This window comes from Rheinheimera hassiensis (assembly GCF_022436675.1).
In the GTDB taxonomy this organism is placed as follows: Bacteria; Pseudomonadota; Gammaproteobacteria; order Enterobacterales; family Alteromonadaceae; genus Alishewanella; species Alishewanella hassiensis.
Genome location: NZ_JAKUJZ010000003.1, coordinates 174,765 through 198,125, shown reverse-complemented (window position 1 = coordinate 198,125; position 23,361 = coordinate 174,765). Strand labels below are relative to the sequence as shown.

Annotated in this window: 22 protein-coding genes; 7 read left to right on the top strand and 15 right to left on the bottom strand. The window is 48.6% G+C overall.

Features of this window, described 5'->3' with window-relative positions; genetic code table 11:
- Nucleotides 1-86: 86 nt before the first annotated feature.
- Complete coding sequence (locus MJX74_RS06800) at nucleotides 87-677, bottom strand: arylesterase (protein WP_240221945.1); 591 nt, start codon at nucleotides 675-677, stop codon at nucleotides 87-89.
- On the opposite strand from MJX74_RS06800, the gene MJX74_RS06795 reads away from it, so the two are divergent.
- Together MJX74_RS06795 and MJX74_RS06790 are read left to right on the top strand one after the other, a co-directional pair.
- Nucleotides 676-1,383 (top strand): ABC transporter ATP-binding protein, encoded by a 708-nt coding sequence (locus MJX74_RS06795; RefSeq protein WP_240221944.1) that lies wholly within the window; start codon nucleotides 676-678, stop codon nucleotides 1,381-1,383. The genes MJX74_RS06800 and MJX74_RS06795 overlap by 2 nt on opposite strands.
- Entirely contained in the window at nucleotides 1,373-3,859 is a 2,487-nt protein-coding gene (locus tag MJX74_RS06790; RefSeq protein ID WP_240221943.1) for an ABC transporter permease, read from the top strand. The genes MJX74_RS06795 and MJX74_RS06790 overlap by 11 nt, the downstream gene beginning before the upstream one ends.
- Here MJX74_RS06790 and MJX74_RS06785 read toward each other — a convergent pair.
- From MJX74_RS06785 to MJX74_RS06765, 5 genes are all read right to left on the bottom strand, one after another.
- The gene (locus tag MJX74_RS06785) at nucleotides 3,856-4,749 is read right to left on the bottom strand and encodes a TIGR01777 family oxidoreductase (RefSeq protein ID WP_240221941.1); all 894 of its coding nucleotides are present in this window, start codon (nucleotides 4,747-4,749) and stop codon (nucleotides 3,856-3,858) included. The genes MJX74_RS06790 and MJX74_RS06785 overlap by 4 nt on opposite strands.
- Nucleotides 4,750-4,794: 45 nt before the next feature.
- The gene (gene folX, locus MJX74_RS06780) at nucleotides 4,795-5,160 is read right to left on the bottom strand and encodes a dihydroneopterin triphosphate 2'-epimerase (protein WP_068235332.1); all 366 of its coding nucleotides are present in this window, start codon (nucleotides 5,158-5,160) and stop codon (nucleotides 4,795-4,797) included.
- A 90-nt stretch (nucleotides 5,161-5,250) separates the two neighbouring features.
- Nucleotides 5,251-6,558 carry an ATP-binding protein gene (locus MJX74_RS06775; protein ID WP_240221939.1) on the bottom strand — a complete coding sequence of 436 codons (1,308 nt, stop codon included), beginning with the start codon at nucleotides 6,556-6,558 and terminating at the stop codon, nucleotides 5,251-5,253.
- 1 nt (nucleotide 6,559) lies between these two features.
- Nucleotides 6,560-7,237, bottom strand: coding sequence for a response regulator transcription factor (locus MJX74_RS06770; RefSeq protein ID WP_068235334.1), 678 nt, complete (start codon nucleotides 7,235-7,237; stop codon nucleotides 6,560-6,562).
- Nucleotides 7,237-7,494, bottom strand: a complete 258-nt coding sequence (locus tag MJX74_RS06765) for a PepSY domain-containing protein (protein WP_240221937.1) — start codon at nucleotides 7,492-7,494, stop codon at nucleotides 7,237-7,239. The genes MJX74_RS06770 and MJX74_RS06765 overlap by 1 nt, the downstream gene beginning before the upstream one ends.
- A gap of 359 nt (nucleotides 7,495-7,853) precedes the next feature.
- Here MJX74_RS06765 and MJX74_RS06760 point away from each other — a divergent pair, with 359 nt between their 5' ends.
- Nucleotides 7,854-8,165: a ComEA family DNA-binding protein gene (locus tag MJX74_RS06760; protein WP_240221936.1), complete on the top strand. Its 312-nt coding sequence runs from the start codon at nucleotides 7,854-7,856 to the stop codon at nucleotides 8,163-8,165.
- 20 nt (nucleotides 8,166-8,185) lie between these two features.
- On the opposite strand, the gene MJX74_RS06755 is transcribed toward MJX74_RS06760, so the two are convergent.
- The 8 genes from MJX74_RS06755 to MJX74_RS06720 form a co-directional block, all read right to left on the bottom strand.
- The gene (locus MJX74_RS06755) at nucleotides 8,186-9,406 is read right to left on the bottom strand and encodes an EAL and HDOD domain-containing protein (protein WP_240221935.1); all 1,221 of its coding nucleotides are present in this window, start codon (nucleotides 9,404-9,406) and stop codon (nucleotides 8,186-8,188) included.
- A 109-nt stretch (nucleotides 9,407-9,515) separates the two neighbouring features.
- Nucleotides 9,516-10,982, bottom strand: a complete 1,467-nt coding sequence (gene putP, locus MJX74_RS06750; RefSeq protein WP_240222485.1) for a sodium/proline symporter PutP — start codon at nucleotides 10,980-10,982, stop codon at nucleotides 9,516-9,518.
- Between the two features lie 272 nt (nucleotides 10,983-11,254).
- Nucleotides 11,255-12,916 carry a BatD family protein gene (locus MJX74_RS06745; protein WP_240221934.1) on the bottom strand — a complete coding sequence of 554 codons (1,662 nt, stop codon included), beginning with the start codon at nucleotides 12,914-12,916 and terminating at the stop codon, nucleotides 11,255-11,257.
- A complete protein-coding gene (locus MJX74_RS06740; protein WP_240221933.1) occupies nucleotides 12,910-14,727 on the bottom strand; it encodes a VWA domain-containing protein in 1,818 nt (605 codons plus the stop codon). Before MJX74_RS06740 ends, MJX74_RS06745 begins: the two co-directional genes overlap by 7 nt.
- Entirely contained in the window at nucleotides 14,717-15,709 is a 993-nt protein-coding gene (locus MJX74_RS06735) for a vWA domain-containing protein (protein ID WP_240221932.1), read from the bottom strand. Before MJX74_RS06735 ends, MJX74_RS06740 begins: the two co-directional genes overlap by 11 nt.
- Nucleotides 15,702-16,190: a DUF4381 domain-containing protein gene (locus tag MJX74_RS06730; RefSeq protein WP_240221931.1), complete on the bottom strand. Its 489-nt coding sequence runs from the start codon at nucleotides 16,188-16,190 to the stop codon at nucleotides 15,702-15,704. The genes MJX74_RS06735 and MJX74_RS06730 overlap by 8 nt, the downstream gene beginning before the upstream one ends.
- Nucleotides 16,183-17,127: a DUF58 domain-containing protein gene (locus MJX74_RS06725; RefSeq protein ID WP_240221929.1), complete on the bottom strand. Its 945-nt coding sequence runs from the start codon at nucleotides 17,125-17,127 to the stop codon at nucleotides 16,183-16,185. The genes MJX74_RS06730 and MJX74_RS06725 overlap by 8 nt, the downstream gene beginning before the upstream one ends.
- Before the next feature lies 1 nt (nucleotide 17,128).
- The gene (locus MJX74_RS06720; protein ID WP_240221927.1) at nucleotides 17,129-18,082 is read right to left on the bottom strand and encodes an AAA family ATPase; all 954 of its coding nucleotides are present in this window, start codon (nucleotides 18,080-18,082) and stop codon (nucleotides 17,129-17,131) included.
- A gap of 199 nt (nucleotides 18,083-18,281) precedes the next feature.
- Here MJX74_RS06720 and fadI point away from each other — a divergent pair, with 199 nt between their 5' ends.
- The 3 genes from fadI to MJX74_RS06705 all read left to right on the top strand — a co-directional run bounded on the left by fadI (nucleotide 18,282) and on the right by MJX74_RS06705 (nucleotide 21,990).
- Complete coding sequence (fadI, locus tag MJX74_RS06715; RefSeq protein WP_240221925.1) at nucleotides 18,282-19,592, top strand: acetyl-CoA C-acyltransferase FadI; 1,311 nt, start codon at nucleotides 18,282-18,284, stop codon at nucleotides 19,590-19,592.
- Nucleotides 19,592-21,724, top strand: a complete 2,133-nt coding sequence (gene fadJ / locus MJX74_RS06710; RefSeq protein WP_240221923.1) for a fatty acid oxidation complex subunit alpha FadJ — start codon at nucleotides 19,592-19,594, stop codon at nucleotides 21,722-21,724. The genes fadI and fadJ overlap by 1 nt, the downstream gene beginning before the upstream one ends.
- 68 nt (nucleotides 21,725-21,792) lie before the next feature.
- Nucleotides 21,793-21,990, top strand: a complete 198-nt coding sequence (locus MJX74_RS06705; protein ID WP_240221921.1) for a hypothetical protein — start codon at nucleotides 21,793-21,795, stop codon at nucleotides 21,988-21,990.
- Between the two features lie 13 nt (nucleotides 21,991-22,003).
- Here the strand turns inward: MJX74_RS06705 and hdfR are convergent, their stop codons facing one another.
- The gene (gene hdfR / locus MJX74_RS06700) at nucleotides 22,004-22,864 is read right to left on the bottom strand and encodes an HTH-type transcriptional regulator HdfR (protein ID WP_240221919.1); all 861 of its coding nucleotides are present in this window, start codon (nucleotides 22,862-22,864) and stop codon (nucleotides 22,004-22,006) included.
- Between the two features lie 129 nt (nucleotides 22,865-22,993).
- On the opposite strand from hdfR, the gene MJX74_RS06695 reads away from it, so the two are divergent.
- A complete protein-coding gene (locus MJX74_RS06695) occupies nucleotides 22,994-23,341 on the top strand; it encodes a MaoP family protein (RefSeq protein ID WP_068235379.1) in 348 nt (115 codons plus the stop codon).
- Nucleotides 23,342-23,361 lie beyond the last annotated feature (20 nt).

Below are 23,361 nucleotides of genomic sequence, written 5' to 3'. Positions count from 1 at the left end.
CATTTCGCGTCATAGTCTGAATTTACCAATACACATCCGCTAACAAACTCATCCTTGAGTCTTTACCTATTCTGTTTCAAACTCCGCTAGTCTGTTTTTAACGCTGCCAATAGCTTGCCGACAAATTCACTAATCTGCTGCTGTGCCTGGCTGTTCGGATGTATGCCATCTGCTAGCATAAGCTCACTGTTGATGGCAATGTCGTCCATAAAAAACGGCCATAGTGTTATTTGATGTTTTTTTGCCAGTTGCGGGTATAAATCACTGAATTGTCTGCCGTAACGTGGTCCATAGTTTGGCGGAATGCGTATTTGCATTAACACCGGTGTGGCATTACTCTGCAGTATCAATGAAATAATGTTATTGAGGTTCGATTGCACAGTATCAATGGCAAAACCGCGCAGGCCATCGTTACCGCCAAGCTCAATTAATACCGCATCTGGTTGATGTTGTTTTAACAGTGCGGGTAAACGCGCTAATCCGCCAGCAGTAGTTTCACCGCTGATGCTGGCATTAATCAACTGCCAGTCTTCCTGTTGCTGTTGTAGCAGGTGTGGCCACCCCTGTTGCTGCTGCATGCCATAAGCTGCACTAAGGCTGTCGCCAAGGATCAGTAATTTTTGTGCAAAACAGACCTGACTGAAAAATCCGATTAACAAAATTAAGAAAATACGCATGATGAAAATACCTGAAGTTCATATTAAAGCGGTTAATCTGGCTAAGAGCGTCAAAGTTACCGATGGTTCACTCACTATCCTGCATGATATCAGTCTGACTATCAATCGTGCTGAGACAGTTGCTATTGTCGGTGCTTCAGGCTCTGGTAAGTCAACACTATTGAGTTTGCTGGCCGGGCTGGATGTACCTACTGCCGGTGAAGTGCACTTAGCCGGGCACTTGCTGCATACGCTGTCAGAAGATCAACGTGCGGCAATCCGTGCCAGAGATGTGGGTTTTGTATTTCAATCGTTTTTGCTATTACCCAGTTTGACTGCGCTGGAAAACGTGACTTTGCCAGCTGAGCTTGCCGGCGATAAACAGGCTAGACAGCGCGGGCTGGAATTATTGCAGCAGGTTGGCCTGGCACAGCGTGCGCATTTTTATCCGGCGCAATTATCTGGTGGTGAACAACAGCGTGTTGCAATAGCTCGGGCTTTTATTACACGGCCTGCAGTGCTGTTCGCCGATGAGCCATCAGCAAATCTTGATGCTACAACAGGACGTAAAATTGAAGATTTGCTGTTTAGTTTAAACGCTGAGCAGGGCACTACACTGGTTTTGGTAACACACAATGACGAACTGGCCGCTCGTTGTCAGCGACAACACCGGATGCAGGCCGGACGTTTTGTTAGTGCAGATGAGGAAATGGCGCATGTGGGCTAGTATCGCCTGGCGCCTGTTTTGGCGCGAATTAAGCCGTGGTGAGTTATGGGTTATCGCTTTTGCTTTATTTCTGGCGGTAGGTTCAGTGGTTAGCCTCAGTGGCATTACGCAGGGGGTGAAAAGTGCCCTGATGCAACGCAGTGCTCAGTTTACCGCTGCAGATAAAGTACTGCGCTCCAGCCAACCGTTTGATCCGGCCGTGATTGAACTTGCGCTGCAGAATAATCTGGCAACGGCTACGCAAATGCAGTTTGATTCTATGTTGTTCGCCGGTGACAGTATGCAGCTGGCAACAATAAAAGCAGTGAGCAGCAGCTATCCATTACGTGGCGAGCTGTTGCTTAAAAAGTCAGAGAATATAGGCAGTGGTGAGGATGGCAATCTGGAACCCGGTTCAGTGTATATTGAAGAGCGCCTGTTTAACTTACTGGGTATAGCACCAGGTGACAAAGTTGAGATAGGCATGTTAAGCCTTACCGTCAATGGCGTTATTGCCAATGAACCTGACGCGCCCCTAAGCGTTTTTGGCGGAGCACCACGGGTACTGATGCATTTGGAAGATGTCGGTGCAACGCAAATTGTGCAACCTGGCAGCCGTATTGGCTATCGTTTTTTAATTGCCGGTGCTACGGCAGATCTGGCCAGTTTTGAAACTCAGATGACCCCACAGCTGACAGCACATCAGCGCTGGCAGGATATGGACCGCGAATCTGCCATTGGCAGTGCACTGGAACGTGCAGAGCGTTTCTTACTGCTGGCAGGGCTATTGGGTATTGTTTTAGCTGCCTGTGCGGCTGCTGTGGCGGCTGGTCGCTATAGTCAGCGACACACCCAGTCGGTAGCTGTAATCAAAGCTCTGGGCGCCACTACAGCGCAAATCAGGCTTATTTATGGTAGTCACCTGTTGCTGGTGGTTATGTTCAGTCTGCTTTGCGGCGCTATTGCCGGGCAACTTACTATACAAGCCGCACAATGGGGCATTACGCAGTTTCTCAGCGATTACCGGGCTGAGTTTAGTTGGCGTCCGCTTTGGCTGGGAATACTAACCTGTGCTATTTGTGCCTTGTTATTCGCAGCCCGGCCTATGTGGCGATTATCTCAAACTGCAGCAATAGATGTGCTAAAGCAACCGGCAACAAGTCTAGGCCTGGATAAACTGCAATTGGTCTGCGGTGGTGTCGCCATCTGGGGCCTAATGTGGCTGTTTAGCGGTGAATTTATTTTAAGTATTGGCTTATTTTTGCTTTGTGGCTTGTTTGCTTTGCTGCTGCTTGGCGGCGCCAGTTTGCTGGTGCGGCTGGCAAAACCGGTGGCTGCCGGACAAAGCAGCGCCAGGCGTCTGGCGTTAGCCAATTTACGTCGTCGGCTTTGGGCGAATAGTTTTCAGTTGATCACGTTTAGTCTGGCCATTTTTCTTGGCTTGTTACTGTATTTTCTGCGTGCAGAGCTAATTGGCCAATGGCAGCGGCAAATCCCTCCAGGTGCGCCAAACCAGTTTCTGGTTAATATTACTGAACAGCAACGCGTCGATCTGAACCAGTTTGCCTTGCAGCATAATTTGCAGCTGGACGCCTATTATCCTGTAGTACGTGGCCGCTTATTGTCAGTTAATGACGAGCAACTGCAGCAAGAAGCTACTAAAGAAGATCGCAGCCAGCAGCGCGTAGGGGTAGGGCGTGAGCTAAACCTGACCTGGCTGTCAGAGTTGCCGGCCAATAATCAAATTACCGCAGGTAACTGGTTTGACAGCACAGCGACTGCGCAAGTGTCCGTGGAAGCCGAGCTGGCTGAGCGACTGGCGTTAAAATTGGGTGATTCGCTGGTGTTTTCTATTGGTGGTGAACCTAAAAGTGCTAAAGTAAGCAGTATTCGCAAAGTCGATTGGAACAGTCTGCAGCCGAATTTTTATATGATTTTAAGTCCTGACTTACTGGCAGATTTTCCAGCTACTTATATCACTGCATTTTATCTGCAGCCTGAGCGTAACCAATTGCTGAACCAACTGGCGCGTTTAATGCCCACGGTAACGGTAATAAGCGTAGATAATATTATAAAACAGGTAAATGATATTATTGAGCAAGTGACAGTAGCACTTAGTTTTATCCTGGTGATTATCTGTCTGGCCGCCGGATTAGTGCTGGTAGCTCAGGTGCAGGCTACGCTGGAGCAGCGTGAGCAGGAACTGGCTATTTTGCGTACTTTAGGGGCCCAGTATGCATTTTTGCGTAATGCTTTGATGCTTGAGTTTGCCTTGCTGGGTGCTATGGCCGGTTTATTTGCCACCATTCTGGCTGAGTTAATGCTGGTGATAGTGCAGCAGCGGGTATTTAATATGCCGTTTCAGTTGCATTACCATTTGTGGTGGCTGGGGCCTGTATTAGGTGTAGTGGCAGTAACCTTGCTTGGCTGGTGGCAGCTCAAGCGGCTGCTGCGTATGCCCGGTGCCCAGCTAATGCGTAAAGTGCTGCAAGGTTAACCTTGCAGCGCCTCTAATGCATCGTGTAGTTGAGTGTAGTTAAATGTAAAACCGGCATGCTGCAGTTTTGCTGGTATAACCCGCTGGCCGGTGAGTAACAAATCGGCCATTTCACCGAGCATAAGCTTAAGCACAAAGGTCGGCATGGGGAGTAGGGCCGGACGGTGCAATACACTGGCCAGTTGCTGGCTGAATTCAGCATTAGTTACCGGGTTAGGTGCCGTAGCGTTAAACGCCCCGGTCAATGTAGGGTGCTGCAGCAAAAAGTCAGTTAAACGCAGCATGTCTTGCAAATGCACCCACGACATATACTGCTCACCAGTACCAATACGACCACCCAGGCCAAGCTTAAATGGTGGTAACATTTTTTGTAATGCGCCACCTTCGTTTGCCAGCACTATGCCTGTACGCAACAGACAGACACGGGTATTTTCAGACTGAGCCTTCAATGCCAATTGCTCCCAGCGCTGGCATAGTTCAGATGAAAATTCAGCATAAAACGGCTGGTAGTCTTCATCAATAAACTGTTGTTGCTGGCGGCCATAAATACCGATAGCAGAACCGCTGATCAGTACCGACGGCGGTGAACTGGCGGCTTTAATCGCAGCAACCAATTGTTCCGTTATCGTCCAGCGGCTTTCACACAGCAGGCGCTTTTGTGCATGACTCCAGCGCTTACCGACAATAGGCTCGCCAGCCAGGTTTATCACAGCATCAATCTGGTTAAAGTCAACCTGCTGCAATGACTGTACTGTGCTTACCTCTGGCCCCAGCCGTTGCAGAGCTCTGGCCGGATCTCGTGTTAGTACAACCAACGTATGCTGGTTAAGCCATTGTTTTACCAGCGCTGAGCCAATTAAACCGGTGCCGCCGGTCAGTAAAATATGCATAGATAAACCTTGCTGACAGCGTTGAACACAACCTCAGTATAGAAGTTATTTATTCAGCGACAGGGTAAGCGATACGGAATCTGCAAAACGCAGGGCGTGGGGTTTATCAATTTCTACTTCGGCATAACGCACTGAGGGGTGTTCGGCAGCAATGGCCAGCACTTCTGCTGTCAGTTTTTCTAATAAAGAAAAGCGCTGTTGCTCAACCAGTGCAATAATCTTTTTAGTAATAGTGCGGTAGTTAAGCGCCTTGTCCATATCATCTGTGTTAGCAGCATCGGCGGCGCTGTAATGAATTTTCGCGTTAATGACCACGTCTTGCTTATTGTTTATTTCTTCATCTTTAATACCAATGTAGGTACGCAGACGTAAGTTTTTAATTTTTATTACGGCGGGGTTATTCAGTTCCATCAGATGGTATCCAACTCAAATTAGAAATTCAGTATGCCATTACGCCCGGTTTGTCCGGCACGATCAGCACCGGGACACCGGAGAGTGTATTTAGTTAAATTTCACGCTAAAACGGGCACCACCGAGCGGGCTGTCATCTAATACCAGTTCACCGGAATAGGACTCAACCAGCTCAGCAACAATAGCCAGCCCTACGCCATGGCCTTCACGATAAGTATCCAGCCTGGTACCGCGCTCAAACAATTGCTTCCGCTTTGCCACTGGTACACCTGGGCCATCGTCTTCAACACAGAGGCTGAACGGGTTTTGGCCAATGGTGACATAAACCTGATGCCGACAGGCTTTACTGGCATTGTCGAGCAGATTGCCCAGAATCTCCATTAAGTCTGTCTCATCACCGCGAAATACTGCGTTAGCAGCGCAATCTACAGTAAAGGCAACATTCTTATCGCGGTAAATTTTCTGCAGCGCCGAGGTAAGCTTCTCTATTAACGGTTTAACGGTAATTTGCTTTTTCCAGATATCCTGGCCTGAACTGCTTGCACGTTTAAGCTGGTGCTCAATCATGGCGGTAATACGATCCAGCTGCTCTTTAAGCTCCGGCTGCTGGCTAAGGGCTGAGGTTTGTAATACAGCTACAGGCGTTTTCAGGGCATGAGCCAGATCGCTAAGGTGATGGCGGTAGCGCTGCTTTTGCCGGTTTTGGTTTTGCAGCAGTAAATTTAAGTCTTCTTTAATAATGGTCAGTTCTGCCGGATAGCGGCCGGTCAGTTGTTCCTGGCTGCCATTTTCAACCCGGCGGATTTCATGATCCAGCCGTGACAGAGGTTTAGTAGTCCAGTAATAGGCCAGCAGCATTAATAACAGCAGCATAATACCGATGCCGATAAACCACTGAATTAACGTCGCGCGAAATGTCTTTTGCGGAGCTATTAAACGTTCATGGGTTTGTACCACATGCATACTAAGTGGCCGGGTATAATCTTCGGCATCAAATAATAATGAGATTGATAAAACCCAATACTGCACGCCGTGTTGTGTAACCTGGCGGAATAAATGCTCGCCTGGCGGCATCTCGTCTGCCGGTGGCACAAAGTTCTGGTTCAGTGACGAGTCCGACTGCCAGACTAAATCCTGTTCATGGGTAATAAAAGCGCTTAGCCCAGAGTCTGGCCGGTAAAAATCTGGCGCCAGAGTATTGTTGATTAGCTCAACTTTGTCTTCTGACACGCTAAGTTCAGATAACATAGCGTACATATGCACTTCCAGCTTCTGTTCTGTGTTAGTCAGAAGCTGTGTGTAAAACGCACGATCAATCGCCAGAAAAGAGCTGGGAAGCAGCAACAGCAGCAAAAAAATGCTGATCAGCAGCTGCCTCAGCTTTAATGACAGTGCCATATCAGGCTACTGTCATTGTGAAGCGATAGCCTCTGCCACGCAGTGTTTCTATGGGCTTAGTTTCGCCATCCGGGTCCAGCTTTTTGCGCAGTCGCAGTACAAAAACCTCAATAACATTGCTGTCCAGATCAAAGTCCTGATCATAAATGTGTTCGGTTAGTTCTGTTTTTGAAATTACCTTGTTCGGGTTAAGCATAAAGTATTCAAGTACTTTGTACTCGTAAGCCGTAAGGTTTATTTCTTCCTCGCGCACCCAAACCTGTTGGGTGCGGCTATTTAGTGCAATAGGGCCTGCTGACAGCGTAGGTTCCGGTTGGCCAGCTGCACGGCGTATTAACGCATTACAACGGGCCAGCAACTCTTCGGTATGAAAGGGTTTAGTCAGATAATCATCAGCACCTGCATCCAGCCCTTCAACTTTCTCCTGCCAGCTGCCACGGGCGGTTAACACAATAATTGGCGTTTTAAGCGCTTTTTGTCTGGCTTTACGGATCAGTGTCAGGCCATCCATTTTCGGTAAACCGATGTCAATAATTGCCAGATCATAAGGATACTCAGACAATTTAAACCAGCCATCATCACCATCGGTCGCAACGTCAACGCTAAATTGTTGCTGCTGCAGTTGTTCTTTAATTTGCTGAGCCAGCAGGTTTTCATCTTCAACAACTAATAAACGCATTAATTTCCTTCCCTTTGCACCTGGCCGGAACGGCCATCAACTAATACTGTTACCACGCGGCCATCAGATTGTAACACTCTGATGCGATAATTTTGTTGCTCGGTTTGAACTTTGACGATTTTACCCGGATATCTCTGTTGAGCCAGGGTTGCAGCTTGTTCTTTTGACACAGCATGTCGTTTAGGTGACGTCATGGCAGCAGAGGTAGCACTAAACAGCAGTGCAATTATGATCAGAAGTACCTTAGTGCGAAGCATTGTTCTCTCCATAATGTATCAGCGGTACTGTACCGAACTATTAATTCAGCGGCAATCATCAATGTGTGTCAAAGACTTATCTTTGCTTTTCCATCACACTTCAGCACCTTTTTTGAGCTTCTGACAGCAGCTTAGTCGCAGATGTCTTAATTAGCGCTGAATGTTATTGCTAACTAAATCGGATTTAGGTTAATTAAAATTTGCAAATGTGAATTTATTGGCTAATTTAAAAATGTTGGCATTCATAGATCTCCGATGCTGATTGGGTAGCCTGCCTGCCGGAATAATGCCAACCGTGGTATGTCAGGCTGTAGTCGAGGACGTCTTCAGGGATAGGGGAGCACTTTAAGGATGAAACAATGAAACAACTAGCTATTGCTGTGGGCATGACATTATTAACCTTAACTGCAAACCAGTGTCTGGCGCAGACGCAATCTGCAGCTGAAGTGACCAAAGCCAGCGCTGCTGCGCATAATGTGCAAAAGGTAAATATCAACACTGCCACGCTGGATCAACTTGATGCAATTCCTGGTTTAGGCAAGAAAAAAGCCCAGGCCGTGCTGGATTACATTGCAGAAAATGGCCCGATTAAAGATCAGGCGCAGCTAACTCAGGTAAAAGGCATTGGCGAAAAACTAGCGGCTAAAATTGGCCCTTATCTCAGTTATTAAAAACAGGAGCAGCCCTTGGGTTAGTCTCCAAGGGCTTTCATTTGCTCATTAGCCCACTGCACTGCCGTATGATAGGCATCAGGCACTTTATCTGACTGTAATTGCAGCATATTGATTGCCTGATTAGCTTCTTGCCACTGGCCTTGTTCATAAAACTGGATTAAGGTTATGTACTCCGACAACACGCCTTGGCGCATAACCAGCGCATCTTTAATTTCCTTAGCTAAAGGCAGTTTGCTCATGACACTGTCTATAGATTCGTCCAGAATTGCATCCATCAGCGACATCATGCCGGTAAGAAAAGCTTTGGCGGTATCTACTTTGCCATGCAGCTCGGCAATACCCTCGGCAAAGCGGGCACGGGTCATTGATAAACGCATTAACTCTGCCGGTTTATCACTGCTGATTTGTGAGGTAAATAATAACGACAGAAATTTCTTAAGTTCAGCCTGGCCCAGCACAACCAAAGCTTGTTTTATGGTTTCAATTTCTGAGCGACGTTTAAAAATAGTGGAGTTGCTGTAGCGCAGTAATTTGTATGACAGGTGCACATCACGCTGAAATACCTGAGTAATTTTACCGAGATCTAGATCTGATTTAGATGTTTCATACAGCAATTCTGCCAGCGTCATTTGCGCCGGTGACAAGGCTTTACTTTGCATCATTTCAGGTTTGGAGAAAAAGTATCCCTGGAAATAACTAAAACCAAGATCAAGGGCTACCTGAAACTCTTCATTAGTTTCTACTTTTTCGGCCAGCAACTTAATATGCGGAAAATCAGCAATAGCTTGCTTAATATCAGTAATAGTATCGGTTGAGGTAGAACGAAAATCGATCTTTATTATGTCGATAAAAGGGTAAAAGTGCCGCCAAACCGGTTGATGAATATAGTCATCCAAAGCCAGCACATAGCCTTTTTCTTTTAAATCCTGGCATTCAGCCAGCAAGCGTTTACCCGGTTGTATGGTTTCCAGTATTTCTACTACAACCTGTTCTTTGGGTAGCATAGCGGGATATTTTTTTTGCAGAGTATCCAGGGTGAAATTGATAAAGCCGGGTTTATCACCGAGAAAATCATCCAGCCCGAAACTAAACTGGCTACCTTCAACCATACGAGACGTTGCTTCGTCGCCGTCTATGTCTGGAAATGCATTTTCAAGGCCATCGCGAAATAATAACTCGTAGGCGTATAGTTCTTTATTACGATTGAGAATAGGTTGGCGGGCCGCATAAAAATACATAGACGTATGGTCTCATAAGGAAACGCTGAATTTGTAATTTAGCAAAAAATTGTCAGCAGGGGATACAACTTTTTGTTGCTCCCCGGCTGATCTTTACAGGTAAGTGTTTTTAAGCTTGTTTTAGTTTAACCAGCATCTGCTCAAATAGCTGTTTTACTTCAGCGGAAGGCTGTTTTGTTAGTTTACTGACTAGAATAATAGTTACAGTGCTGACAATAACGCCTGGAACAATTTCATATACCACACTGCTTAGCGTATCGCCGTTTTCAAATACAGGTACGAAAATCCAGAATAAGACAGTTGCAGCACCGCTAACAATACCGCTTAATGCGCCGGCGAAGGTCATACGTTTCCAGTACAAGCTTAGCACTACCAGAGGGCCAAAGGCTGAACCAAAACCAGCCCAGGCATTGCTTACCAGCTGCAGAATAGAGCTGTCTCTGTCATACGCCAGCACAATGGCAACCAACGCTACTGCCAGCACAGATAAACGTCCTACCATAACCAGTTCGTGCTGGCTGGCATCACGTTTAACAAAGGTTTTGTAAAAATCTTCTGTCAGTGAGCTGGATGTTACCAGCAATTGTGATGAAATTGTGCTCATAATCGCGGCCAGAATTGCCGCCAGCAAAAAGCCGGAAATTAACGGGTGAAACAAAAACTCAGAAAACACGATAAAGATAGTTTCAGGATCGCTTAATGTCATTTTGGTGTTGGCAACGTAAGCTATACCCACCAAGCCGGTCATTACTGCACCAATTATAGTCACCAGCATCCAGCTCATACCAATACGACGTGCAGCTTTAATATCTTTTACCGAGCGTATTGCCATAAAACGTACAATAATGTGTGGCTGGCCAAAGTAACCAAAACCCCAGGACAATAAAGAGATGATACCCAGAGCTGATAAGGCTTGAGCTGTTTCGGCGTTAGTTAAAGGGTCGATATAATCTGCGTTAAGCGCTGTAACCTGCGAAAAAACCGAGCTTAAGCCGCCCAGATGATCTATGGCAACCACGGGCACCAGGATCAGGGCAATAAACATAATACAGCCCTGGACAAAATCGGTAATGCTCACTGCCAGGAAGCCGCCAAATAAGGTGTAAGCCACCACCACACCGGCTGTTACGTAAAGGCCCAGCTCGTAGCTTAAACCGAACGAGCTTTCGAATAGTTTACCGCCGCCAACTACACCTGATGAAGTATAAAGCGTAAAGAAAATAACGATAACGACAGAGGATACAATACGCAGTAAGCGGGTTTTGTCAGCAAAGCGGTTTTCAAAATAATCCGGAATGGTAATCGAGTCGTTTGCTACTTCGGTGTATACCCTTAGCCTTGGTGCAACGATAAGGTAGTTAAGATAGGCACCAATAAGTAAACCCACAGCAATCCAAACACTACTGACACCCGACAAGTACATGGCGCCGGGTACGCCAAGCAGCATCCATCCGCTCATATCTGATGCACCCGCCGACAACGCAGTAACACCAGGGCCCAGTTTGCGGCCACCGAGCATATAGCCTGAAACATCATCGCTGGACGTTTTGTAACCGTATAACCCTATCGCCAACATGGCGATAAAATATATTCCCAATGAAATAATAGTGCCTGTTTCCAAAACAGTTTCTCCTTATATAAGCTGCTCTGAGCTTTGGTTAGCCAGTGGCTAACCAAAAACCAGTGGCCAACCAAAAAATATGGTTCACCAAAATACAGTACAAAAAAATACCTGATACGGGATCAGGCTGAGTTAACGTATTTATGCTAACAAGTTGCGGGCATGCTTACCAGCGTTAAACGGTAAGCATGCCCGGAGGGCAGGTAAAGTGTGGCGAGCCAGAAGTGCTATTGTGGATAGAGCGGTTGCAAGCCAGCAGAAACGCTACTGTTTTGTCTGCCTGCATCATATTGCTGCCATGCCTGCCACAGCGGATCACCTTGCCAGGTGGCAGCATCATTGCCATATAAAGCAGCATTTAGTTTTATAAGCTGGTTTTTAAGTTCGGCCGGGTGAATATAAGCGCTCATCTCAGTTAAAGACTGGCAGCGCTGATCCAGTTGTTGATGGGCAAAACGTAACAGCTCTGCTTTGGCTGTTGTTGCATCGCCCTGTTTGCAGGCGCGTTTCAGTTCGGTGTTGTTAAAGCGTACCCGGTTTTGTGTTTGCATGGCAGGCTTAACGTGGGCTTTTAACCGCCATAATACATAACTGCCAAGCAGGGTTAACAGCCAGATAGCCAGCAATAAACTGCTTGTATAGTTCCATTGCCATGGCGACGCTTCGCTGCTGCGGGCTGGTGTTGCTAAAGGAGGGGCAACATTCAGCGCAGGCGATATAGTTGTGCTTTGCTCTGCGGCGCCTGCGATGGGTGCAACACTCAGTGTGCGGGCAGGCAGGCGGGCATGTTCAAGTTTATTGGTCTGGCTGTTCCACCAGGCTAAAGATACTTCTGGCAGCTCCAGTTCACCTTCAACATTGCCAATCACGGCGGTGGTAAAAATTTTCTGCGCCACCAGACGGCCGTTGCGTTCGGCACTTTTAGCTTGTGGCTGCTCTTGATATAGCCGCAGGCCATCAGGAAAACCTTGTTTTAAATCAGGTAACTGATTTTCTGCTACGTCTACCGCAGATAAGGTAATAATCCGTGTTACCGGTTCACCTTGTTTTAACTTGCTAATGTCCGGGCTCCATTCTTCCGTTAACGTTACCAGGCCGGCTACCAGCCAGTTTCCCGGAAAATCAGCCGGAATAGCATTCACGACTACGTCTATCGGTTCGGCCTGCTGCACTACCGTTTTAGTGCGGGCAAAATAGTTATAGCGGGCGCTGTCGCGGTCAATCATTTCACCGCTGAAGGTTGGCGGAGTAATGGTGAAATTGCCACTGCGCTGCGGTGTAATGGCGTAACGGCGGGTAATAGTGCGGTAACGAATGCCGTTAACCAGCTCAGTACCTTCGGCATCCTGACCAACCTGCATAATACTGGCGTCGTCCATTTGCGGCTCTGATAAAGAGCCGCGCTGTAGGTCGCCATTAAAATAAATCGTTACCTGATAATAGCTTAATTGCTGCACATATAATTGCTGCTGCTCCATACTACCTTGCAGGAACAGTTCGGTATTGCTGCTGTTGTTATTTTGTGCTGTTTCGTTAAGCACCTCTAAGCTGATAGGTTGTGTACTAAGGCCCTGTAAGGTGAATGTTGGTATGGTGTAGCTGCCAGCTTTTTTGGGTAGCAGCACAATTCTCCAGATAGTACTCTGGCTCGATTGGCCGTTGATGATCTGAGTGCTGGTGCTGACCGATGGCACCATGACAGTAAAATCTGATTCCAGTACCCTGAAATTAATAGCATCAGCTGCAACTCTGGCGTTAGCGGTAACTTCGAGTGTAACGGCTTCACCGCGCAAGGCCGGGTTTTTATCAACGCTGGCGCTGAGCTGTGTCAGTGCCTGTAACGGCAAACTCAGCAGCAGCACGGCTGCCAGCAGCACACCTTTTACCATTGTTCATCAACTCCCTTGGGTAAACGCTGTTGTTGGCGTTTTAAATATTCTAAATACATTTTATTGCGTAGCAGCAGGGCAGGGTCGTCCTGCACTTTACGCAGCAGATTATCCAGTTGCTGTTGCTCTTCCGGTGTGGCATTAGGCCAGGCTTCATGCACCGCTTGCAGCTGTTCCTGCTCAGCTTGATCTTGCTGGTCATTTTCTTCTGCCGGCATTTGCTGTTGCTCAGCGGGTTCCTGCTGCTCTGGCTCAGCATTTTGTTGCTGCCGGTCACTTTCTTGCTGCGATTCACTGTCGGCGTCGGCTTCGTTATCCGCCTCACTATCGGCATTTTCGTCACTTTGTGGTTCGCCATCAGCGTCTTGCTGTTGTTGTTTATCGCCGTCCTGCTGCTGGTTTTGTTGCTGCTCTTGCTGCTGTTTTTCCTGTTCCTGCTGTTGCAGTAACTGCTGCATTAAATCGGCGTTTTTTTGGGCGGGGGCAAAGTCTTTATTTTGCTGCAAAGCTTGCTGATAAGCTGCCAGTGCCTCTTCATAGCGTTGTTGCTGTGCCAGGCTGTTACCCAGATTATGCAGGGCATCTGTACCGGGGCTTTGCTCTGCCGCCTGGCGAAATGCCTGCTCTGCTGCCATATAGTCGCCACTGCGATAAGCTGCATTACCTTGCCATAAAGGATCGTTAAACTTTTGCTGTGCCGCCGCAAAATCACCGCTGACATAATCTTGTTTCGCCTGTTGTTGTTTGGTCTGCCACAAGTCGCGCCATTCCACGGCATCGGCCTGGTAAGGCAACAGCATTAATACACCAAGGCTAAGCAGGCTGCTGTATTTACGTTGCAGCAATAACAGCGGTAATAATAACCAGATCAGATAAACGGCATTGTCCTGCCATTGGTCACCCTGAATTTGCTTGCCTGAATCGGCCTGATCCAGCGCGGAAAGCGCCGGTAAGTTAACCAGATCATCCAGCGAAATAGCCGAGGCAGTAGCCTGTACATAAACACCGCCGCTGCGCTTAGTCAGTGCTGCTAACTGAGCTTGTGGCAGTTTTGGCACTACCACAGCACCGGTGGCACTTTTTAGCAGTTCACCGCTTTCCAGTTTAACCGGAGCACCAGCTTCAGTACCAAAACCTAACACCGATAGCCGGTGTGGCCAGTTATTCAGTAAGTCTTGTATGTCACGCAAACTATTGTTGTCAAAGCCATCTGTAAAAACCACCACATCGCCTCTGACATAACCGGCCTGACGCAGCAGTTTATCTGCCTGTTGCAGTGCAGCCAGTAAATTAGAGCCTTGTGCAGGCATAATTTCGGGCTTTAAATCGGGGATTAGTAAGCGGATATTATTATGATCCGGCGTTAGCGGCGAAATAACAAACGCATCGCCGGCAAAGCTAAGCAGGGCCAGTTCGCCTTCCTTTAATTGCTCAGTAAAATCCAGTGCGGCAAAGCGCTGCTGTGTCAGCCGATCGGGCGCCATATCGGTAGCGCGCATCGACAACGACATATCCAGTACCAGTACGGTGGCTTTTTTCAGCGCAAATGCTGGTTGCGGCAGTTTTTGCCAACTGGGGCCTGCCAGCGCCAGTGTCGTGATAAGCCAGCACAGCATCAGCAGGGGTAATGCCAGTGGTTGTTTCTTTATCAGTAGCTGGCCGCCGAGTAACACCTGCTGTAAATGCGGCGCAATAAGGCTGTGCCACGGGCTTTGCTCGCGGCGGTAGTAATACAGCAATACACCAAATAGCAGCACGGGCAGGGCAGCCAGTAACCATAAAGGACGCAAAAAGTGAAAATCAGCCAGCATGTTTAAATACTCCACGCCAGTATATGTTGCGTGCTGCCAACATAAATGACAGCAACAGCGCCAGCGCCAGCGGCCAGTGCAGCAAACTACGTTGTGGCCGGTAGGTTACACTGTCGCGCTCTATGGGTTCCAGTTGGTCTATCAGTTGGTAAATCTGATTTAGCTCATTTAAATCGCGGGCCCGGAAGTAACGGCCACCGGTTTCGCTGGCCAGCCGGGTTAATAAGGCTTCGTCCAGATCCTGCGACGGGTTAACCATGCGCCGGCCAAAGACGCTTTGTTGCATCATTTGCTCTGCTCCGACACCGACGGTATGAATTTTTACCCCGGCGGCTTTAGCCAGCTGCAGGGCTTCAAGCGGCTGAATATTACCGGCAGTATTGGCGCCGTCGCTAAGTAAAATAAGTACTTTGTTTGAGCTTTCATAAGTATTTAGCCGCTTTACCGCTAAACCTATAGCTTCGCCAATGGCAGTGCGGGTGCCTACCAGGCGCAACACGCTGTCATCCAGCATTTTTTGCACAGTGATTAAATCAAACGTCAGCGGAGTTTGCTGATAAGCGGCGTCGGCAAATAAAATTAAACCAATTCTGTCGCCCTGACGGCGTTTAATAAAGTCGCTTACTACCAGTTTTACCGCATCGAGCCGGTTAATGCTCTGGCCCTGATGCTGCATATCCGCAATTTCCATTGAACCGGATAAATCCAGTGCCAGCATTAAATCGCGGCCTTGCTGTGGTAAAGACACAGGCTCACCCAGCCAACGCGGTTGGGTTGCAGATACCACCAGTAACAGCCAAATCAGCAGCGCCAGTACAGAGCTTAAACTGAACCAGCTGCGCTCAACCTGTTTATCAGATGACGCCAGTTTAGCCAGAGCAGGCAGTGTTAGAGTGGCTTCAGAGGCTGCACGGCGTTTTAGCCGCAGTAATAAAGGCGCCAGTGCCAGTAATGCCAGCCAGGGGTAACCAAAATCAAGCATTGGCAGCCTCCGTGCTGTTGGTTGCGGTGGGTTGTGCTTTACCGCGATAGTTGCTGAGCCAGGCTTTTGCAAACTGGTAAAATTGCTCATTAGCACTGCTGTCGCTGCCTGCCTGATACAGCAGACGGGTCAGATCCGGTAAGGGCTTACTGTGCTGCTGTGCCAGCCAGCTTTGCCATTGTTGTGGGGGCAGCGTTAGTGCCGGGTGTGACGGCTGATAATGCTGCAGCACCCGTTTTAACAGTTGATTAATTTGTGCCGCGGCATCGGGTTCAATCGATATCTGCTCCAGTAGCTGTAAAGCCTGGCGTCTGGCAGCGAAATAACGCCAGCGTTTATATAGCCGCAGTAATAAATACGCCACAGCAGAAAGCACTAGTATCAGGAGTAACCACCATACAGGAGCCAGCGCAAAACCTGTTTGCAGCGCAGGTTCACTGATATCGGCCAGCTGGTCTAACGGCGAATGTGTATCAGCCATACCACTTTCTCTCTAATTGGCTTAGTACCGGCTCGGCAGCGCTAACCGGCAACCACTTACAACCAAGTTGGCTGATATGCTGCTGCAATAGCAACCGGGCATGTTGCTGCTGGCTGGCATAGCGTTGTTTTAGTGTGCTGCTGCCAAGTTCAATATAACCGGTGTCAGTGCCGTCACTTACCGCGGCGATGCCATGGCTGTTTAACGGTAGCATTAAATCGAGCGGATCGCTGATAGGGCAGCAGGTTACTTCGTTGTGCTGGCGAATCGCACGGATATGGCGCAGGCCATCGTCGTTAAAATCGTTAAAGTCAGACAACAGATAAACCAGACTGCCGGGGCGAACCAAACGGCGTAACTGGCTGAGCGCTTCGTTTAAACTCAGGCCACGGTTCGCAGCGGTAGTTTGATGTACTTCTGTTAACGCATGAAAATAGCGCAACACGCCATGGCTGCGGCTTTGCGGTTTAAGTTCAAAGTGTTGCTGCTGGCTAAATACCAGGCCACCGAGTTTGTCGCCACGTTGTTTAACGTGCCAGGCAATCAGCGCGGCTAAGTGGGCAGCCTGTACCGACTTAAACAGTAAACTGGAGCCAAAGCGCATGCTATTGCCAAGATCGGTCAGAATAAAAACCGGCCGCTCTTTTTCTTCGCGAAACAGCTTAGTATGTACTTTGCCGGTGCGGGCAGTAACACGCCAGTCAATGGTGCGTACATCATCACCGCTCTGGTAATGCCGTACTTCATCAAACTCCATGCCACGGCCTTTGCTTTTGGCCAGATAAGTACCTGCCAGTTTGCTTTGGATCGCCATACCAGGGGTTAAATTAAGCACTTTGGTATAACGCTGATACCACAGCAGTTCTGTCAGGCCAGGCGCCGTGCCATTAGTGCCGTTTTGTGCCAGCCATTGCTGGGCAGACAACTGAACGCTCATATCAGGCAGACGGCACCAGACGCAGAATTTCGCTCAGTACATCATCAGTAGTGATGCCTTCAGCTTCTGCGGCATAGGTCAGAATTAAACGGTGGCGCAGGGCGTTATGAAATACGGCCTGAATATCATCCGGCGTAACAAAGTCACGGCCCGCCAGCCAGGCTTTAGCCCGGGCACAGCGCTCTACGGCAATAGTGGCACGCGGGCTGGCACCATAACCAATCCAACTGGCCAGTTTTTCGCTGTATGCTTTGGCGTTACGGGTGGCCATAATCAGTTGCACAATATAATGTTCCAGACTTTCGGCCATATGCAGTTGCAAAATGGCTTTACGTGCAGCAAAAATATCGGCCTGGCTGATGGCCGACACCGCAGCTTGCTCACCAGACAGCGCTTCGCCGCGGGTTAGTTGCAGTATCGCCAGTTCAGTAGCCGCATCCGGGTAATCGACTTTTAAATGCAGTAAAAAGCGGTCTAGCTGGGCTTCAGGCAGGGGGTAGGTGCCTTCCTGCTCTAATGGGTTTTGTGTCGCCATAACCAGAAACAGCTCTGGCAACGGGTAAGTTTTGCGGCCAACGGTAACTTGCTTTTCAGCCATGGCTTCAAGCAGTGCAGATTGCACCTTGGCCGGGGCGCGGTTTATTTCGTCAGCCAGAATAATATGATGAAACAGCGGGCCGCTTTGAAATTCAAACTGGCCGGTTTCCGGGCGGTAAATGTCGGTGCCGGTTAAATCGGCTGGTAATAGATCCGGCGTAAACTGAATGCGGTGAAACTGGCCTTCAACACCATGCGCCAGTGCATTTACGGCGCGGGTTTTTGCAAGGCCCGGCGGGCCCTCTACCAGTAAATGACCATTTGCCAGCAATGCCAGCAAAATACCTTCAGTAAGTTCAGATTGACCCAGTACCTGGCTGTCCAGATAGGCTTTTAAGCCGGAAAACGCATTCACCATAATGTTATCTGTCTTAATTAATTGGATTTATTGGTTGTTTTATCGCCATTGGCCGAAAAAACGGGCTAGGCTAAGACGTTATAACCTAAATATGGTTCCGTTTGCATTAAAACAAGTGTTTTAATTTTCAGCGACTGTCGTTACAATCGATCTCAACAATACAGGTCAGACCTGTAATATTGATAACAAGAGGAACACTATGAGCTCGCCAATTAAACTTACCACCCGCCAGGGCGATCGGATCGCCATTGTTAGTGGCCTGCGTACACCTTTTGCCAAACAGGCTACTGAATTTCATGGTGTTTCGGCACTGGATTTGGGCAAACTGGTGGTAAACGAGCTGCTGATCAGAAGCGAGCTGGATGTAAAATTAATTGAGCAGGTGGTGTATGGTCAGGTAGTACAAATGCCTGAAGCTCCCAATATTGCCCGCGAAATTGTGCTGGGTACCGGCATGAATGTGCATACCGATGCGTTTAGTGTTACCCGGGCCTGTGCTACCAGTTTCCAGTCTGTGGTCAGTGTGGCTGAATCGATGATGGCCGGTATTACCCAAGTTGGTTTAGCGGGCGGGGCAGACTCCAGCTCAGTACTGCCGATTGGTGTCAGCAAAAAGCTGGCCCGGGCACTGGTAGATTTAAATAAAGCGCGTACTTTCGGCCAGAAACTGGCTATTTTCCGCCGTTTGGGTTTAAAAGATTTATTACCGGTACCTCCAGCGGTGGCCGAGTACAGTACTGGTTTATCGATGGGCGATACCGCCGAGCAAATGGCAAAAACCCACCATATCAGCCGGGCCGATCAGGACGCGCTGGCGCACCGCTCTCACAGTTTAGCGACCCAGGCCTGGCAAAGCGGCGTGATGCAAGATGAAGTAATGACTGCGCACGTTGAGCCGTATTCGCGCTTTTTAGATATCGATAATAATATCCGTCAGGATTCTAAGCTGGAATCCTACAGTAAATTAAAACCGGTATTTGACCGTGTTCATGGCACCGTCACAGCCGCTACCAGCACACCTCTGACCGACGGCGCATCCGTGGTATTAATGATGACGGAAAGCCGTGCTAAAGCGCTGGGGTATGCGCCGCTGGGTTATATCCGCAGTTATGCTTTTGCCGCGATAGATGTGTATGACGACATGCTGATGGGGCCATCTTATGCCACACCGATTGCGCTGGACCGTGCTGGCATGTCTTTAAATGACTTAACGCTGATTGAAATGCACGAAGCCTTTGCAGCGCAAACACTGGCCAATGTGAAAATGTTTGTCAGCAAAAAATTTGCTGAAGAAAAGCTGGGGCGCTCAGCTGCTATTGGTGACATTGATATGACCAAATTTAATGTTCAGGGCGGCTCACTGGCTTATGGCCACCCGTTTGCGGCAACCGGTACCCGCTTAATCGTGCAAACTCTGAATGAATTAAAACGCCGTGGTGGCGGTATTGGCTTAACCACTGCCTGTGCAGCAGGTGGCTTGGGCGCGGCGATGATAGTGGAGACAGAATAATGACAACAGCAACCAGTTTCAGCCTGCAAATTCGCGATGATCAGATTGGCGTTATCACGATGGATATCGCCGGCGAGTCAATGAACGTATTAAAAGCCGCCTTTGCCGATGAAATATCTGCACTGCTGGCACAGATAAAAGCCAACAACCAGTTAAAAGGCCTGGTGTTTATCAGTGGCAAGCCTGACTCCTTTATTGCCGGGGCGGATATTTCAATGCTCGACGGCTGTAAAACTGCCGAAGAAGCGCAAGCTATTGGCCGTATGGGCCAGCAAATGTTTGATCAGCTTGAGCAATTATCTATCCCGTTAGTGGCGGCTATTCACGGTCCTTGCCTGGGTGGTGGTTTAGAGCTGGCAATGGCGTGCCATGCCAGAGTCGCCAGCAATGACAGTAAAACCGTGCTGGGCCTGCCTGAAGTGCAGCTGGGATTATTACCCGGCAGTGGTGGCACTCAGCGTCTGCCACGCTTAGTTGGCCTGCAAAAAGCACTGGATATGATACTAACCGGCAAGCAACTGCGTGCGGCGCAGGCAAAAAAAGCCGGACTGGTGGACGAAGTGGTCGCAAACAGTATTCTGTTAGAGGCCGCAGTGAAGCGCGCGCTTAAAGGTAAGCCACAACGCGAGCAGCCAAAATTAAACCTGGTTGGCAAAGTACTGGAGCGTACCCCTTTTGGCCGCAATATCTTATTTAGCCAGGCACGCAAGCAAACACTGCAGAAAACCCAGGGTAATTACCCGGCACCGTTGAAAATCCTTGATGTAATAAAAACCGGTGTTGACAGTGGTATGCAAGCCGGCTTAGCCGCTGAGGCCAAAGCTTTTGGTGAGCTTTGTATGACCAAAGAATCGGCCGCACTGCGTAGCTTGTTTTTTGCTACCACCCAGATGAAAAAAGAAAGCGGCGCCGGCGATACTAAGCCAAATAAAGTGCGTAAAGCCGCGGTACTGGGCGGTGGGTTAATGGGCGGTGGTATTGCCAATGTTACTGCCACCAAAGCCGGTATACCGGTGCGTATTAAAGACATTAGCGAGCAGGGGATCAGCAATGCGCTGAAATACAGTTACTCTTTGCTGGAGAAAAAATTCAAACGTCGTTTTATCAGCAAAGCTGAAATGCAAAAGCAACTGCTGTTAATCACAGGTACTACAGACTACAGCGGTTTTCATGATGCTGATATCGTGGTAGAAGCAGTATTTGAAGATTTAGCCTTAAAACAACAAATGGTGGCTGATATTGAACAGCATTGCGCTGACAGCACCATTTTTGCCAGCAATACCAGCTCATTGCCAATAGGTCAGATTGCAGCCAAAGCGGCCCGGCCAGAAAATGTGATCGGCCTGCACTATTTCTCACCGGTAGATAAAATGCCACTGGTAGAGGTAATAGCACACAAGACCACATCCGCCCAAACCATCGCCACTACAGTGGCGTTTGCGCGCAAACAAGGCAAAACGCCAATAGTGGTAAAAGATGGCGCAGGTTTTTACGTTAACCGTATTCTGGCACTGTATATGAACGAAGCGGCCAATATCCTGCTTGAAGGTGAGCCGGTAGAAAAAATAGATAAAGCCTTAGTGAAATTTGGTTTTCCGGTTGGTCCGGTAACCCTGCTCGACGAAGTGGGCATTGACGTTGGTGCCAAAATTTCGCCTATTTTAACCACTGAGCTGGGCGAGCGTTTTGCCGCGCCCGCCGCCTTTGATAAGCTGCTGGCTGATGGCCGCAAAGGTAAGAAAACCGAAAGAGGCTTTTACCTGTATGGCAAAAATGGCAAAAAAGGTAAAAAGCTGGTGGATGAAAGCGTGTATAGCGTACTGGGTGTTACGCCAGCCCCGAGGCTTAACAGCGATGAAATCAGCAACCGCTGCGTAGTACAAATGCTGAACGAGGCTGTGCGTTGTCTGGATGACGGCATTATCGCCAGCGCGCGGGACGGTGATATCGGCGCCATCTTCGGTATTGGCTTTCCGCCGTTTTTGGGTGGGCCATTCCGTTATATCGATCAGTTAGGTGCTGCCAATCTGGTAGCACAACTGCGTAATCTGGAAAGTCGGTTTGGCAGCCGCTTTGCGCCAGCGCCGTTATTGGTAACGATGGCCGAGCAGCAACAGCGTTTTTATAACTAAAGCTTAACAGCAGTAATAGCAACAGGCCGGTATAATAACCGGCCTGTTGCTATTTTGAGGGGGTGCAAGTGTTAGTGTTACCGGTAGTATGGTTGCTAAGCGTCATTGGTATTTATATTGCAGCGCTTCGCAGCGGCATGAAGGCGTTTAAATGGGCGCTGGCGGCCTTATTTACCGGCCCGCTGCTGTTGCCCCTGTTTAACAGCCATAAGCGCCTGCAGCTTAATAAAGCGCACGGTCGCAACACCGTGTTATTCCGGCCCTGAATATCTAGTGTTGTTATTTAGCGGTGCTGTGTAGCATGGTGCGCAATTGCGCAATAATATCGCTGATCTGGCTGCGTTGTGCGGCTTTGGGCAAGGATATAGCAAACAGTTCCCGCGTCATTACCGGCGCATCTTTAATCAGGCGTAAGCTGGCATCAGCCAGCAGGTTTTTTACCATGGTATCGGGCAAATAGGCCGAACCGCCGCTTTGCTGCATCAGCTCCAGTGCAATACGCGCACTGCCGGTACGTAACTGCGGTGGCGGTAAATCAGGGAAGAAACGCGCATGCTGGATATCAAAAGCGGTACCCCAATCAACCAGAATATATTGCTGTTGCATAGCCTCTGCGGCATTGTTGCTGGCAAAAGTGGTCACGGGTAATAGCTTTATATCTCCGAGCTTATCTATTTGCATTTCGTCTATTTTGGGCGCATCAAACAAAATAGCCAGATCGAGATGGCGCTCCAGTACTTGCCGGGCAATCTGATCTTTGCCCATCGATTCGGCCCGCCAGGATAAACCCGGCAGCGCTCTTTGGATGTTGATAAAGCCTTGCAATAAAAACGCATCCCACACATTAGCGGTAGCCGCGATAGAGAGTTGCAGGGCCTGCTCAGCGCTTACCGCAACGTCTTGGCGGGCTCGTTGCAATGCTGTCAGCATGGCCTCAGCATGCGGTAATAAGCGCTCTCCGGCGGCGGTAAGCTGAATATTATTACGGTAACGGCTGAATAGGTTAACGCCAAGTTGCTGTTCCAACTGACGGATGCGGAAGCTAACGGCAGACTGGGTCAGGTAGAGATTTTCTGCGGCTTTACCAAAATGCCTTGTACGCTGAACTTCTATAAAGGTTTTAAGCAGTTCGGTATCCAAATCGAATCCTTTAGTTTTTTTATGGTGTCGATAAAAAATATTTGTTTTACGACGGGAATTTTGTTAACCATACTCCGCACAGTTTAAACAGGCTGGCTTGATATTCAACGAGATTAGAGGAAAAAAGTGATGCAGCAAAGTTTTGTCGCTAACCGTCGCTTTTTCGATGACCGTAATTTCCCAAGAGGATTTACGCGGTCCGGGCGCTTTACTCTGGCAGAAGGTAACATGCTGGAGAAACATGGGGTGGCAATGCAGGAGCTGGAGCAGGGTAACCGCGCACCAGTGAATGATGAGGAAAAACGTTTTATATTGGTGTGTAAAGGTGAAGAGCCTGCCACCACAGCGTTTGAAAAAACCTGGCTGAAATACAAACAGCGCCTGGCAGAAAAGCGTAAGTTTCATACTGTGTTCGGTAAAAAGCGTATTGCCGATGGCAGTGACGACTTTTCCTATGTCGAGACCGACTCAGACTAACTTAAAGCCCCGTTATCGGG

Excerpts from the sequence above, each read along its gene's own strand:
- MJX74_RS06735 (WP_240221932.1), bottom strand. The coding sequence starts at position 15,709 with ATGCTTGATTTTGGTTACCCCTGGCTGGCATTACTGGCACTGGCGCCT.
- MJX74_RS06740 (WP_240221933.1), bottom strand. The coding sequence starts at position 14,727 with ATGCTGGCTGATTTTCACTTTTTGCGTCCTTTATGGTTACTGGCTGCC.
- MJX74_RS06730 (WP_240221931.1), bottom strand. The coding sequence starts at position 16,190 with ATGGCTGATACACATTCGCCGTTAGACCAGCTGGCCGATATCAGTGAA.
- fadI (WP_240221925.1), top strand. The coding sequence starts at position 18,282 with ATGAGCTCGCCAATTAAACTTACCACCCGCCAGGGCGATCGGATCGCC.
- fadJ (WP_240221923.1), top strand. The coding sequence starts at position 19,592 with ATGACAACAGCAACCAGTTTCAGCCTGCAAATTCGCGATGATCAGATT.
- MJX74_RS06765 (WP_240221937.1), bottom strand. The coding sequence starts at position 7,494 with ATGCTTCGCACTAAGGTACTTCTGATCATAATTGCACTGCTGTTTAGT.
- MJX74_RS06695 (WP_068235379.1), top strand. The coding sequence starts at position 22,994 with ATGCAGCAAAGTTTTGTCGCTAACCGTCGCTTTTTCGATGACCGTAAT.
- folX (WP_068235332.1), bottom strand. The coding sequence starts at position 5,160 with ATGGAACTGAATAACCCCGCCGTAATAAAAATTAAAAACTTACGTCTG.
- MJX74_RS06790 (WP_240221943.1), top strand. The coding sequence starts at position 1,373 with ATGTGGGCTAGTATCGCCTGGCGCCTGTTTTGGCGCGAATTAAGCCGT.
- putP (WP_240222485.1), bottom strand. The coding sequence starts at position 10,982 with ATGTTGGCGATAGGGTTATACGGTTACAAAACGTCCAGCGATGATGTT.
- MJX74_RS06755 (WP_240221935.1), bottom strand. The coding sequence starts at position 9,406 with ATGTATTTTTATGCGGCCCGCCAACCTATTCTCAATCGTAATAAAGAA.
- MJX74_RS06775 (WP_240221939.1), bottom strand. The coding sequence starts at position 6,558 with ATGGCACTGTCATTAAAGCTGAGGCAGCTGCTGATCAGCATTTTTTTG.
- MJX74_RS06795 (WP_240221944.1), top strand. The coding sequence starts at position 676 with ATGATGAAAATACCTGAAGTTCATATTAAAGCGGTTAATCTGGCTAAG.
- MJX74_RS06745 (WP_240221934.1), bottom strand. The coding sequence starts at position 12,916 with ATGGTAAAAGGTGTGCTGCTGGCAGCCGTGCTGCTGCTGAGTTTGCCG.
- MJX74_RS06785 (WP_240221941.1), bottom strand. The coding sequence starts at position 4,749 with ATGCATATTTTACTGACCGGCGGCACCGGTTTAATTGGCTCAGCGCTG.
- MJX74_RS06770 (WP_068235334.1), bottom strand. The coding sequence starts at position 7,237 with ATGCGTTTATTAGTTGTTGAAGATGAAAACCTGCTGGCTCAGCAAATT.
- MJX74_RS06725 (WP_240221929.1), bottom strand. The coding sequence starts at position 17,127 with ATGAGCGTTCAGTTGTCTGCCCAGCAATGGCTGGCACAAAACGGCACT.
- MJX74_RS06760 (WP_240221936.1), top strand. The coding sequence starts at position 7,854 with ATGAAACAACTAGCTATTGCTGTGGGCATGACATTATTAACCTTAACT.
- MJX74_RS06720 (WP_240221927.1), bottom strand. The coding sequence starts at position 18,082 with ATGGTGAATGCGTTTTCCGGCTTAAAAGCCTATCTGGACAGCCAGGTA.
- MJX74_RS06800 (WP_240221945.1), bottom strand. The coding sequence starts at position 677 with ATGCGTATTTTCTTAATTTTGTTAATCGGATTTTTCAGTCAGGTCTGT.